Origin of the sequence: Achromobacter piechaudii NBRC 102461, from assembly GCF_001571245.1 — a bacterium.
In the GTDB taxonomy this organism is placed as follows: Bacteria; Pseudomonadota; Gammaproteobacteria; order Burkholderiales; family Burkholderiaceae_B; genus Achromobacter; species Achromobacter piechaudii.
On sequence record NZ_BCTK01000005.1, the window covers coordinates 990,515 to 1,002,588 of the forward strand.

At 66.2% G+C, this 12,074-nt stretch carries 11 protein-coding genes; 8 read left to right on the forward strand and 3 right to left on the reverse strand.

Features of this window, described 5'->3' with window-relative positions:
- Positions 1 to 23 precede the first annotated feature (23 nt).
- Entirely contained in the window at positions 24 to 1,415 is a 1,392-nt protein-coding gene (locus API01S_RS11155) for an L-serine ammonia-lyase (protein ID WP_039883984.1), read from the forward strand.
- 90 nt (positions 1,416 to 1,505) lie between these two features.
- Here the strand turns inward: API01S_RS11155 and htpX are convergent, their stop codons facing one another.
- Positions 1,506 to 2,387 (reverse strand): protease HtpX, encoded by an 882-nt coding sequence (gene htpX, locus API01S_RS11160; RefSeq protein ID WP_050727747.1) that lies wholly within the window; start codon positions 2,385 to 2,387, stop codon positions 1,506 to 1,508.
- 153 nt (positions 2,388 to 2,540) lie between these two features.
- On the opposite strand from htpX, the gene API01S_RS11165 reads away from it, so the two are divergent.
- Positions 2,541 to 3,395 carry a DMT family transporter gene (locus tag API01S_RS11165; protein ID WP_006218286.1) on the forward strand — a complete coding sequence of 285 codons (855 nt, stop codon included), beginning with the start codon at positions 2,541 to 2,543 and terminating at the stop codon, positions 3,393 to 3,395.
- 31 nt (positions 3,396 to 3,426) lie between these two features.
- Positions 3,427 to 4,278, forward strand: a complete 852-nt coding sequence (locus tag API01S_RS11170; RefSeq protein WP_061304499.1) for a sulfurtransferase — start codon at positions 3,427 to 3,429, stop codon at positions 4,276 to 4,278.
- A gap of 64 nt (positions 4,279 to 4,342) precedes the next feature.
- Here the strand turns inward: API01S_RS11170 and API01S_RS11175 are convergent, their stop codons facing one another.
- Both API01S_RS11175 and API01S_RS11180 read right to left on the reverse strand, forming a co-directional pair.
- Entirely contained in the window at positions 4,343 to 4,912 is a 570-nt protein-coding gene (locus API01S_RS11175; RefSeq protein ID WP_006218288.1) for a phosphonate degradation HD-domain oxygenase, read from the reverse strand.
- 54 nt (positions 4,913 to 4,966) lie between these two features.
- Entirely contained in the window at positions 4,967 to 5,830 is an 864-nt protein-coding gene (locus API01S_RS11180) for a LysR family transcriptional regulator (RefSeq protein WP_039883985.1), read from the reverse strand.
- Positions 5,831 to 5,973: 143 nt separating this feature from the next.
- On the opposite strand from API01S_RS11180, the gene API01S_RS11185 reads away from it, so the two are divergent.
- From API01S_RS11185 to API01S_RS11205, 5 genes are all read left to right on the forward strand, one after another.
- Entirely contained in the window at positions 5,974 to 7,047 is a 1,074-nt protein-coding gene (locus API01S_RS11185) for a putative 2-aminoethylphosphonate ABC transporter ATP-binding protein (RefSeq protein ID WP_006218290.1), read from the forward strand.
- A gap of 7 nt (positions 7,048 to 7,054) precedes the next feature.
- Positions 7,055 to 8,887, forward strand: coding sequence for a putative 2-aminoethylphosphonate ABC transporter permease subunit (locus tag API01S_RS11190; RefSeq protein ID WP_254598565.1), 1,833 nt, complete (start codon positions 7,055 to 7,057; stop codon positions 8,885 to 8,887).
- A gap of 24 nt (positions 8,888 to 8,911) precedes the next feature.
- Entirely contained in the window at positions 8,912 to 9,733 is an 822-nt protein-coding gene (phnX, locus tag API01S_RS11195; protein WP_061304501.1) for a phosphonoacetaldehyde hydrolase, read from the forward strand.
- 129 nt (positions 9,734 to 9,862) lie between these two features.
- On the forward strand, positions 9,863 to 10,885 hold the full coding sequence (locus API01S_RS11200; RefSeq protein WP_050727745.1) for a putative 2-aminoethylphosphonate ABC transporter substrate-binding protein: 1,023 nt from the start codon (positions 9,863 to 9,865) through the stop codon (positions 10,883 to 10,885).
- A 13-nt stretch (positions 10,886 to 10,898) separates the two neighbouring features.
- The gene (locus API01S_RS11205; RefSeq protein ID WP_061304503.1) at positions 10,899 to 12,029 is read left to right on the forward strand and encodes a TIGR03364 family FAD-dependent oxidoreductase; all 1,131 of its coding nucleotides are present in this window, start codon (positions 10,899 to 10,901) and stop codon (positions 12,027 to 12,029) included.
- Positions 12,030 to 12,074: the final 45 nt, after the last annotated feature.

The window sequence follows — 12,074 nt, forward strand, 5'->3', positions numbered from 1 at the left end:
TTCTTTGATGCATGGAGTTCCGCGTGGCCGTTTCCGTATTCGATCTGTTCAAGATAGGCATAGGCCCGTCTAGTTCCCATACGGTGGGTCCGATGCGGGCCGCCTTGCTGTTTGCGCAAGGCCTGGAACGCGACGGCCTGATTCCGCGCGTGGCCTATGTCCGCGCTGAACTCTATGGGTCGCTGGGCGCTACCGGCAAGGGCCACGGTACCGACAAGGGCGTGCTGCTTGGATTGATGGGCGAAGCGCCTGACACGGTGGACCCGGCCGCCATCGCCGGCATGATCGCGTCCGTGCGCGCCAGCCGCCAACTGCCGCTGCTGGGGCGCTACCCGGTCGCTTTCATCGAAAAAGAGCACATGGTGTTCTACCGCCGAGAAGCCATGGCCGAGCACCCCAACGGCATGAAGTTCCATGCGATCGACGCGAACGGCGAGTCGCTGCGCGAATCGCGCTACCTGTCGGTGGGTGGGGGCTTCGTGGTGACGGCGGGGGCGTCCAACAGCCAGGTGATCGCCGCGCACAATCAATTGCCTTATCCGTTCCGCTCGGGCCGCGAACTGCTGACGATGTGCCGGGAAAGCGGCCTGACGGTGGCGCAGCTGATGATGCAGAACGAGCTGACCTGGCGCGAAGCCGCCGACACGCACGCCGGCCTGGATCGCATTTGGCAGGTCATGCAGGACTGCGTGGCGCGCGGCTGCGGCATCGATTACCCGGAAGCCGATGGCGAACTGCCCGGCCCCTTGCGCGTGCGCCGGCGCGCGCCCGAGCTTTACCGCAATCTGACCCAGCGCGCCGAGCGCACCCTGTCTGATCCGCTGTCGGTCATGGACTGGGTCAACCTCTATGCCATGGCGGTCAATGAAGAGAACGCGGCGGGCGGCCGGGTCGTCACGGCGCCCACCAATGGCGCGGCGGGCATCATTCCGGCCGTGCTGCATTATTACGATCGGTTCGTGCCCGGCGCCAACCGCGAAGGCGTGCGCGACTTCCTGCTGACGGCTGCGGCGGTGGGGCTGCTCTACAAGTACAACGCGTCGCTGTCGGGCGCCGAGGTGGGTTGCCAGGGCGAAGTGGGCGTCGCCTGTTCGATGGCCGCCGGCGGCCTGGCCGCAGCGCTGGGCGGCACGGTGGAACAGGTCGAGAACGCCGCCGAAATCGGCATGGAACACAACCTGGGCCTGACGTGCGACCCCGTGGGCGGCCTGGTGCAGATTCCCTGCATTGAACGCAACGCGATGGCGTCCATCAAGGCCGTGAACGCCGCCCGCATGGCTTTGCGTGGCGACGGCCAGCACTACGTGTCGCTGGATTCCGTCATCAAGACCATGCGCGAGACCGGCGCGGACATGAAGACCAAATACAAAGAAACCGCGCGCGGCGGCTTGGCGGTGAACATCGTCGAGTGCTGACGCACCCAAATGAAAAGCCCCTCGGGTCCGGGACCCGAGGGGCTTTTTATCGTCTGCGTTGGCCAGATGCCGGAATCAATCCGGCAAGGATCAGACCACGCGCGCGTTTTGCAGGGCGGCGATGCGCGCCGGGATGGGCGGGTGCGAGGCGAACATGGCCGCCAGACCGCCGCGGCCGGTGATGCCCGAGGCTTCGAAGGACTTGGGCAGTTCGCCCGGTTCCAGTCCGCCCAGGCGGGCCAGCGCACGGATCATGGGTTCGCGCGCGCCCATCAGGTGGGCAGAGCCGGCGTCGGCGCGGTATTCGCGCTGGCGCGAGAACCAGGCCACGATGATCGACGCCAACACGCCGAAGATGATTTCACAGACCAGCACGGTGATGTAGTAGCCCGGGCCGATACCGCGTTCGTTCTTGAACACGACGCGGTCGATGAAATAGCCCACGACACGGGCCAGGAACACGACGAAGGTGTTCACCACGCCTTGGATCAGGGTCAGCGTGACCATGTCGCCGTTGGCGATGTGGGCCACTTCGTGGGCCAGCACCGCCGCCACTTCCTCTTCGCTCATGCTTTCCAGCAGGCCCGTCGACACGGCGACCAGCGAATCGTTCTTGAAAGCGCCGGTGGCGAACGCGTTGGGCGCGCCTTCGTAGATGGCGACTTCCGGGCGGCCGATGCCGGCGCGGTCAGCCAGTTGGTGGACGGTGTCCAGCAGCCAGGCTTCGCGCTGGCTGCGCGGCGCGTTCGGGTCCAGGACCTGTGCCCCGGTGCTCCATTTGGCCATTGGCTTGCTGATCAGCAGCGAGATGATCGCGCCAGTGAAGCCCACGACGACCGAGAAGATCAGCAGGGCGTTCAGGTTCAGGCCGTTGGCGGTGATGTATCGATCTACGCCCAGGATGCGCAGCGTGGCCGACAGCACGAGCATGACGGCCAGGTTGGTGATGACGAACAAGACAATGCGTTTCATGTTTTTTGTGTTCCTCTGCGAGCGGGAAATTCCCGGGTTCGACATGGCGGCGGCCCGCCAGTTCCCCGACTCGCCGGCACCGCTCCCGGTGGGCAAGAGTATAGTATCGCTTTCCCCTATTCCTCCCCACTTTTCCCTTAGCGTAGACCCCCAATGCAGGCTCTCTGGATGTTGTTGGCGTCCGCCATGTTCGCCATCATGGGGTCGTTCGTGAAGTTCGGCACGGAACACGGCGCCTCGTTGCCGCAGATCGTGCTGTTTCGCGGGCTACCTTCTGTCCTGCTATTGCTGCTCTGGGCGCGCGCCGGCCGGCAATCCATCGTGCCGACCAGCTGGAAGCTGCATCTGTGGCGCAACCTGTCCGGGGTGACGTCGATGTGGTTGGGGTTTTTCGCCATCTCGCACCTGCCGCTGGCCACCGCCACCAGCCTGAACTACACCGCGCCGCTGTTCATCGCCTGTTGGATGCTGGGGTGGGGCGGCGCGCAGCGCGACCCGGTTCGCATCCTGGCCGTGGCGCTCGGCTTCCTGGGGGTGATCGCCGTTCTGCGCCCCAGTATCAACGAAGACCAGTGGCTGGCTGCGCTGATGGGCATGGGAGCGGGCGCGATGTCCGCCATCGCCATGCTGCAGATCCGCCAGCTGGGCCGCATCGGCGAGCCCGAGTGGCGCACCGTGCTGTTCTTTTCCGTAGCGGTCTGCGTGTCCAGCATCGCCGGTTTGTGGTTCGAAGGCTGGGGCCACGCCGACTGGCAGGGCTACGCGTCGCTGTTTGGCGTAGGCGTGGCGGGCATGTTCGGCCAGCTTGCCATGACCCGGGCCTTTGGCGTGGGGTCGGCGCTGCTGACGGCGGCATTGCAATACAGCACCATTATTTTCGCGGCCTTGCTGGGCATGGGCTTTTGGGGCGACCACCTGGATGGTCTGGCCTGGGCCGGCATGGGGCTGATCATTTCGGCGGGCCTGCTATCGGTGTGGCGCACCATGCGCGACCCCAAGCCGGCCTGACCGGGCACACGCTGAAACAGGAGCACTCCGAATGACGATGACACTGATTTGCGCCGCCGACCTGGCCGCCCGCCTCGACTCGCCAGATGTACGCGTGTTCGACGTGCGCCACGACCTCACCAACCACGCCGCAGGCCGCCAGGCCTACGATGCGGGGCACATCCCCGGCGCCCGTCATCTGGATCACGAAACCGAACTGGCCGCGCCGCGCACCGGCAAGAATGGCCGGCATCCGCTGCCCTCGCGCGCCGAATTTGGTGCGCTGATGGCCGCCCATGGAGTGACGCCGCAGACCCTGGTCGTGGCTTATGACGCCAGCGGCGGCATGTATGCGGCGCATCTGTGGTGGATGTTGCGCTGGTTGGGCCACGACCGCGTCGTGGTCTTGGACGGCGGTTGGCAGGCGTGGCTGGCCGCAGGGCTGCCGACGACGACAGACCCCGCGCCCCAGGTGACGGCCGGCCAGCCGGTGCAACCCGGCAAAGCCCTTGTCGAAGCCGTCGACGCGCAGGCGGTACTGGACAATATCGATCGCGCGGCCTTCACCGTGGTCGACGCGCGCGCCGCCAATCGTTATCGCGGCGAGGTCGAACCCATGGATCCGGTGGCCGGCCATATTCCCGGCGCGCTGAATCGCCCCAACGGCGAAAACCTGCAAGCCGACGGGCGCTTCAAGTCGCCCGAACAACTGCGCGCCGAATTTTCCGGCCTGCTCGATGGCCGCGAACCTGACGCGATCGTGCACCAGTGCGGGTCGGGCATCACGGCCTGCCATAACCTCTTGTCGATGGAAATTGCCGGCCTGTCCGGTTCGCGGCTCTATCCGGGGTCGTGGAGCGAATGGTGCAGTGACCCGTCCCGCCCGGTAGCCAAGGGGGCTTGACGACGGCGGACGCCCTGCGCAAGCCGGGCGTCGCCGCTTTCCCGCCGTGGCCCTGCGGCGGCCGCTACCAGATCGCGGCCAGCTTCACGCGGCCCGACACGCTTTCCGCGATTTCCAGAAAGTGGTCCAGCGGCGGCGTCGCCAGCCCGGGCACTTTGGCCATGTCATCCCAGCGCCTCAAGCGAATCGCATCCGGCGCGCCCGGCATGCTGGCGAAATCCACCGCCTGGCTCGCATCGAAGCTGCCGCCCTGTAATGCCAGGCTGCGCTTGGAATCCTCGGAGAGCGACGCTTCATATTGCGGCTCCACGTAGCACAGGTAACGCTTGGCCTCGACGTGCAGCCGGATCGGATCCAGCACCGCCGAACTGAACAGCCCCCGCAGGAACGGCAGCACGAAATACTGATGTTTGTCGTCGATGCCGCGCAGCGTGGGCGTGCCAGGGCGATCCGCGATCAGATGGCCCAGGTCATGCAGCAGGCTGGCCGTGATCAGGTGCGCGCTGGCGCCGTGGCGCTCTGCAAGCGATGCCGTCTGTAGCGCGTGGCGCAGATGGCTGACGGATTCGCCGTGATAGGAACGGTGTCCGCGTTCCAGAAAGATCTGCTCGATGTCTTGCAAGGTCAAGGCCATGGTTGTCTCCTGATTGGCCGCAAGGGGGAGGGGGCGGGCAGTGACCCTGGCGGGTCAGCCGGCTGCCGGCGCCATCTCCAGGAAGCGCGCGATCAACTGCACCGGTTGGCGCTCGCGCAGGCAGTACAGGTACTCGTTCATCACAATGTCCGCGCCGTCGATATCCAGGGCTGCCAGATCGGGATGCGACGGAATTTCGCGGGACGGGATCAGGCTGATCCCCAGGCCGCAAAGAATGGCCTGCCGGATCGATTCCCGGCTGCCGATCTCCAGCGTGCGCCGCACCGCGACGCCCGCCGCCTGCAACGCGTCTTCGGTCAACTTGCGCGTCATCGAGCCCGGCTCGCGCAGCAGCAGCGCGTGCTCGGCCAGGTCCGCCAGACGCACGCGGCCTCGGCGCGCCAGCGGATGGTCGCGATGAGTGACCACGCGGATCGGATCGGCGGCGATCATCCGGCGATACAGGTGCTTGTCATCCATCAGAAAGGACGACGTGGCAATCTCTATGCGGTAGTCGTGCAGCGCCTGGAGCATCGACTGCGAATTGCCGATCGTCACGGCCAGATCAATGCCGGGATAGCGCTGGTTGTACCGACGCACCGTGTCCATGATGTAGAAGGGCCCGGTGGCGCCGACTCGCAGATTGCCTTCGCGCAGGTCGCTCGCATCGCGCAGGCGGAAATCGATCTCGGTCTCTTGTTGCACCAGCTTTTCCACCATGGGCATCAGATTCTGCCCCGCGTCCGACAGGCGCATGCCGCGCCCCTGGCGGTGGAACAGTTCGATGCCGTAGCGCGATTCCAGCTGACGCAATTGCCCCGTCACCGTGGGTTGGCTGACGCCCAATTGGGCGGCGGCCTTGGTGACGGTGCCGCAGCGGGCCACGGCGTAGAAAGATTTGAGTTCGGCGACAAGCACGATGGGGGCGGTAAAGGACGCAATGCGCAAGACCGCCAGTACACCAAAATAATTTGATGTTTTTATTACTGCATTTGCGCGAAGTGTCATAAACGCTCAATACGCGCCTCCCATACTGGCTTCGTTCCCAGTCCGGAGGCCGCATGCCCCAGCCCGATAGCGCATTTCTCACCGTCCGAAACCTAGTGAAGAAGTTCGGCAGCCACACGGCGCTGGCCGATGTTTCGCTGGACATTCGCGCAGGAGAACTCGTGTGCCTGCTCGGTCCGTCGGGTTGCGGCAAGACGACGCTGCTGCGCGCCATCGCCGGCCTCGAACGCCAGGACAGCGGCGCCATCGTCTTGTCCGGCCGGGATATTTCCCATGCCGAACCGCAGGAGCGTGACTACGGCATCCTGTTCCAGTCCTATGCGCTGTTTCCCAACCTGACCGTCGCGCAGAACGTGGCCTACGGCCTGAGCGGCAAGCGCGCGCATCGCAGGCATGTGGCGCACCGGGTCGAGGAAATGCTCACGCTGGTGGGGCTGGCGGGGGCCGCCGACAAATATCCGGGTCAGATCTCGGGCGGCCAGCAGCAACGCGTGGCCCTGGCCCGCGCGCTGGCGCCGTCCCCTTCGCTGCTGCTGCTCGACGAGCCCATGTCTGCGCTGGACGCCCGCGTGCGAGAGCATCTGCGCATCGAGCTGCGCGCTTTGCAAAAGCGCCTGTCCATCACCACGCTGATGGTGACGCATGACCAGGAAGAGGCCATGGTGATGGCCGACCGCATCGCCGTCATGAACGGCGGGGTCATCGAACAGTACGGCACCCCGCGAGAGCTGTATCGCCAGCCGGGCTCGGCCTTCATCGCCGACTTCGTGGGCGAAGCCAATTGGCTGCCGTTCGAACGCGTGGACGCGCATCGCGCGCGGGTCGGGCGTCAGGAGCTGGCCGTGGACGAAACGCTGCAAGGCCCCGCAGGCAAGCTCTTCGTGCGGCCGGAAGCGGTGCGAGTCAGCATGGCGCGGCCGGAGCAAGCCAATTCGATGCTGGCCGATGTGTTGGACGGCGTGTTCCTGGGGCGCGGTTACCGGCTGGCTCTCAGACTCGAAGGCGTGCCTGGCTCGACCGTGCATTCCATTGTGTCCCCCGAAATCGGAGACGCCCTGTTGGGCCCTCACGCTGCCAGCCGTTGCTGGGTGGAGCTGCCGCGCCATGCGATTCGCGCCTACGCTTGATACCCCCATGACCGGCTCCCCGTCCGTCGCGGAACCGACTCCGGCGCCGACTCCAGCTGGCCCCGACGTCGGCACGCCCGGCGCGTTGGCCGCCAGCGCTGCGCGGCCCGCTTCCGCTTCCCCGGCGTCCTTCGCTCCGGCCTTGGGCCGCCGCCCCTTGCCCGCCTGGATCGGATCCCTCGGCCTGAACGTGGGGCAGGGCGCGCTGGCGTTGTTCCTGCTGCTGTTTCTGGCGCTGCCGCTGGCCGCCATCCTGGCCAAGTCCGTGACGGACGGCGAGGGCTCCTGGGCGGGGCTGGCGGTCGTCACCGGCATCATCGGCGCGGACGGCTTTTTGCCGATGGTCGGCCGCAGCCTGACCGTCGGCATCGTCACGATGCTGCTGGTGGTGCCCGCTGCGTATGGGTTCGCCTATGGCCTGACGCGTACGCGCCTGCCGGGCAAGGGCATGCTTCGGACCATTGCGCTGCTGCCGCTGCTGGCCCCCTCGCTGCTGCCCGGCATCGCGCTGGTGTACCTGCTGGGCAACCAGGGTCTGCTCAAGGGGCTGACCGGCGGCGCCACCATTTATGGCTTCTGGGGCATCGTGGTGGGCGAGGCGTTCTACACCTTTCCGCATGCGTTGATGATCCTGCTGACCGGCCTGACGCTGGCCGATGGCCGGCTGTACGACGCGGCGCGCGCCATGGGCGCGGGCCCGTGGCGCACGTTCCTGACCGTCACGCTGCCCGGCACGCGCTACGCGGTGTTCTCGGCCTGCTGCGTCGTATTCACGCTGACGGTCACCGACTTCGGCGTTCCCAAGGTGGTGGGCGGCGATTACAACGTGCTGGCCATGGAAGCGTACAAAGCAGTGGTGGGCCAGCAGAACTTTCCCAAGGGCGCGGCGATCGGCATCTTGCTGCTGCTGCCCGCCTTGCTGACCTTCGTGCTGGACCGCCGCCTGCGCGCCCGGCAAGGCGCGCAGATGAGCGGACGCGCCCAAGCGTACGCAGCCGGCCCGAACCGCCGCCGCGACGCCGCGTTCTTCACGCTGGCCGGCGTCGTAGCCGCGTTTCTGATGCTGATCATCGGGGTGGCGGTCTGGGCCTCTTTCGTCAAGATGTGGCCCTACAACCTGTCGATGTCGCTGCGTTCCTACGATTTCGACAATATGGACGGCGGCGGTTGGCTCGCCTGGCGCAACAGCCTGCTGCTGGCGTTTTGCACCGCCGTGATCGGCACGGCCGTGGTCTTCGTGGGCGCGTGGATGGTTGAAAAAGTGCCGGCGCGTGGCCAGTTGGCGGGTGGCCTGCGCGGCATGGTCCGCATGTTGGCCCTGATGCCGATGGCCGTGCCCGGCCTGGTGCTGGGCCTGGGCTACATCTTCTTTTTCAATAGCCTGGCCAATCCGCTGAACGTGTTGTACGGAACCATGCCGCTGCTGGTGCTGTGCACGGTCGTCCACTTCTACACCAGCGCGCACCTGACAGCCGCGACGGCCCTGAACGCCCTGGACCCGGAATTCGAAGCCGCGTCCGCGTCGTTGAAAGTGCCGCGCATGACCACGTTCCTGCGCGTGACCTTGCCAATGTGCCTGCCCGCCGCGCTGGACGTTGCCCGCTATCTGTTTGTCTCCGCCATGACGACGGTGTCGGCCGTGGTGTTCCTGTACAGCCCGTCCACGGTGCTGGCCGCCGTCGCCGTGCTTAACATGGACGATGCCGGCTTCATCGGCCCGGCTGCCGCCATGTGCACGGTGATCATGGCCAGTTCCGCCGCAGCAGCCCTGGTGCTGCATCTGGCCAGCCGCGCGCTGGTGGCGCGCAGCCAGGCTTGGCGCCGCCCCGTGGCCCTTTGAACAATTGATTCTAGGATGACCCTCATGACTGTTCCTTCCTTGCCCGTGCAGCTGGAAGCCGTGATCTTCGACTGGGCCGGCACGCTGGTCGACTTCGGTTCGTTTGCCCCCACTAAAGTGTTCGTGGACGCGTTCGCGCAGTTCGGCATGCAGGTGTCGCTGCGTGAAGCCCGGGGCCCGATGGGCATGGGCAAATGGGATCACATCCGCGCCCTGTGCGATCAGCCCGCGATTGCCAGCCAGTACCAGGCCCAGTTCGGCCGCGTGCCCAGCGACGACGACGTCACCGCCATCTACGAACGCTTCCTACCCATGCAGATGGAGAAGGTTGCGCAATATTCGGCGGCCATTCCCGGCGCGGCCGAGCTGCTGCGTGCGCTGCGGCGCCAAGGCCTGAAGATCGGTTCGTGCTCGGGCTACCCGGACAGCGTGATGCGCCGGGTGGTCGAGCGCGCGGCGTCCGAAGGCCTGGAACCCGACTGCATCGTGGCCAGCGACGACGTGCCGCGCGCGCGACCCGCGCCGGCCATGGCCTTGAAGAACGTGGTCGAGCTTGGCCTCTCGGACGTGGCGGCTTGCATCAAGGTGGACGACACCGCGCCCGGTATCGAAGAAGGACGGCGCGCTGGCATGTGGTCGGTCGGCCTCTTGCTGTCGGGCAATGCCGCCGGCCTGACGCTGGACGAATACCTGTGCCTGGACGAAGCCGGCCGCGACCTGGTTCGCGCCGACGCCAGCCGCGAGCTCGCGAGCGCCGCGCCGCATTACCTGATCGATACGGTGGCCGATCTTCCGGCCGTCATCATCGACATCGAAGCCCGTCTGGCGCGAGGTCAACGCCCTTGAACTGATCGTCTGAGCACTGCCGCCGGCATCGGCGGATTTTCATCTCTTTCTTGCCTTGCACCGCAGCCGGCAGCCGCTGGCAGTGGGGGCCTTCTTCACCCTTTTTTCCGCTTATCCACGGAGTTCCGCATGAATCGCTACAAGCTGCTTGCACTGGCCGCCGCCCTGACGGGCGTCATGGGCGCCGCGTCCGCCGAGACCACGCTGACGGTCTACACGGCGCTCGAAGCCGATCAGATCAAGGTCTACCAGGCCGCCTTCGAAAAGGCCAATCCCGACATCAAGATCCAGTGGGTCCGCGACTCCACCGGCATCATCGCCGCCAAGCTGCTGGCTGAAAAGAGCAACCCCAAGGCCGACGTGATCTGGGGTCTGGCGGGCACGGCGCTGGGCTTGATGGACAAGGAAGGCATGCTGCAACCGTATGCCCCGAAGGGCCTGGACCAGATCGCCGCCAACATGCGCGACGCCAAGGCCGAGCCGTCGTGGGTCGGCATGGACGGCTACGCTGCCGCCATCTGCTGGAACACCATCGAAGCCGAAAAGCAGAAGCTGCCCAAGCCCACGTCGTGGCAAGACCTGACCAAGCCCGTCTACGCCGGCAAGATCGTCATGCCGAATCCGGCCTCGTCGGGCACGGGCTTTCTGGATGTCAGCGCGTGGTTGCAGATGTTCGGCGAAGAGAAGGGCTGGGCCTATATGGACGCCCTGCACAAGAACATCGGCTCGTACACGCACTCGGGTTCGAAGCCCTGCAACATGGCAGCCGCCGGGGAATTCCCGATCGGCGTGTCGTTCGACTATCGCGCGGCCAAGCTGAAGGCCGACGGCGCGCCGGTCGAAGCCGTGTTCCCGTCGGAAGGCCTGGGCTGGGAAGTGGAAGCCACCGCCATCATGAAGGGCACGAAGAACCTGGACGCCGCGCGCAAGCTGGCGGACTTCTCGGCCAGCCGCGAAGCCAACGAGCTGTACAAGGCCAACTTCGCGGTGCTGGCGATTCCGTCCATCGCCACGGTCAACCCCAATCTGCCGGCCGATCTGACCAAGCGCATGATCAAGAACGACTTTGTCTGGGCCGCGACGAACCGCGAGCGCATCATCGCCGAGTGGACCCGCCGCTACGACGGCAAGTCGGAACCCAAGAAGAAGTAAGGCGCGGCCCGCAATGAAAACGTATGACGTAATCGTGGTGGGCGCGGGCATGCTTGGCATCGCCCACGCCTGGGCGGCCGCCAAGCGTGGCCTGTCGGTGGCGGTGATCGAACGCAGCCGTCAGGCGCATGGCGCCACCATCCGCAACTTTGGCCAGGTCATCGTGACGGGCCAGGCGCCGGGCATGATGCTGTCGCATGCCCAGCAGGCGCGCGAGCTGTGGCTGGAGCTTGCCGCCAAGGCGGGATTTCATGTGCGGGCCAATGGCGCGCTGGTGTTGGCGCGCAATATCGACGAGGCCAGCGTGTTGCAGGAATTCGCGGACACGCGCTTGATGCAGGAAGGCTACCGCGCCGATCTGCTGTCCGCGCGCGAAGTGGCCGGCCTGTACGGCGGTCAGTTGGCGCATCACTGCCTGGCGCTGCGCGGCCGCGACGACCTGCAAATCTATTCGCGCGAAGCGCTGCCCGCCATCACGCGCTTCCTGGCCGAGTCGCTGGGTGTCAGCTTCATCACCGGCACCCTGGCGCGCGCGGTCGAGAACGGATATGTCGGCACCACCGCGGGCGAGTTCCAAGGCCGACATGTGTTTGTGTGCCCCGGCCATGACTACCTGACGCTGCTGCCCGAACGCTTTGCGCCGATGAACCTGGAAGTCACGCGGCTGCAAATGCTGCGTGCGGCCTTCGAGACGCACCCCATCGACCTGGACCGGCCGATCCTCACGGGGCTGTCCTGCGTCCACTACGGCGCGTTCTCGGACCTGCCGACCGCGCGCGCGCTGCGCGAGGTCATCCAGGAGCGCACGCCGATGCTGCTGGAAAACGGCATCCATCTGCTGATCAGCCCGACGCCCAATGGCGAGCTGATCATCGGCGATTCGCATCGTTATGGAACGGACGCCTTTCCCTTCAACGACGAGGCCGTCGACAACACCATGCTGGATCTGGCGTCGCAGGCGCTGGGGGCGCGCCTGCGCGTGCTTGAGCGCTGGCAGGGTGTGTATGGCGCGCATGGTCCGGCGCCGTTCTCGGTGTTGCCGGTGGATGCGGCCACGACCGTGGCGGTGATGCATTCCGGCGTGGGCATGACGGTAGGATTGGCGATTGGCGAGCGCACCGTGGCGGGCGTGGTGGGGCGCTGACGCCGCACCGATATGCCGGCGGCGGCGCTGCACGAAAAAAGGGCC

Coding starts and splice junctions, on each gene's coding strand:
- htpX (WP_050727747.1), bottom strand. CDS start 2,387: ATGAAACGCATTGTCTTGTTCGTCATCACCAACCTGGCCGTCATGCTC.
- API01S_RS11165 (WP_006218286.1), top strand. CDS start 2,541: ATGCAGGCTCTCTGGATGTTGTTGGCGTCCGCCATGTTCGCCATCATG.
- API01S_RS11170 (WP_061304499.1), top strand. CDS start 3,427: ATGACGATGACACTGATTTGCGCCGCCGACCTGGCCGCCCGCCTCGAC.
- API01S_RS11175 (WP_006218288.1), bottom strand. CDS start 4,912: ATGGCCTTGACCTTGCAAGACATCGAGCAGATCTTTCTGGAACGCGGA.
- API01S_RS11185 (WP_006218290.1), top strand. CDS start 5,974: ATGCCCCAGCCCGATAGCGCATTTCTCACCGTCCGAAACCTAGTGAAG.
- API01S_RS11190 (WP_254598565.1), top strand. CDS start 7,055: ATGACCGGCTCCCCGTCCGTCGCGGAACCGACTCCGGCGCCGACTCCA.
- phnX (WP_061304501.1), top strand. CDS start 8,912: ATGACTGTTCCTTCCTTGCCCGTGCAGCTGGAAGCCGTGATCTTCGAC.
- API01S_RS11200 (WP_050727745.1), top strand. CDS start 9,863: ATGAATCGCTACAAGCTGCTTGCACTGGCCGCCGCCCTGACGGGCGTC.
- API01S_RS11205 (WP_061304503.1), top strand. CDS start 10,899: ATGAAAACGTATGACGTAATCGTGGTGGGCGCGGGCATGCTTGGCATC.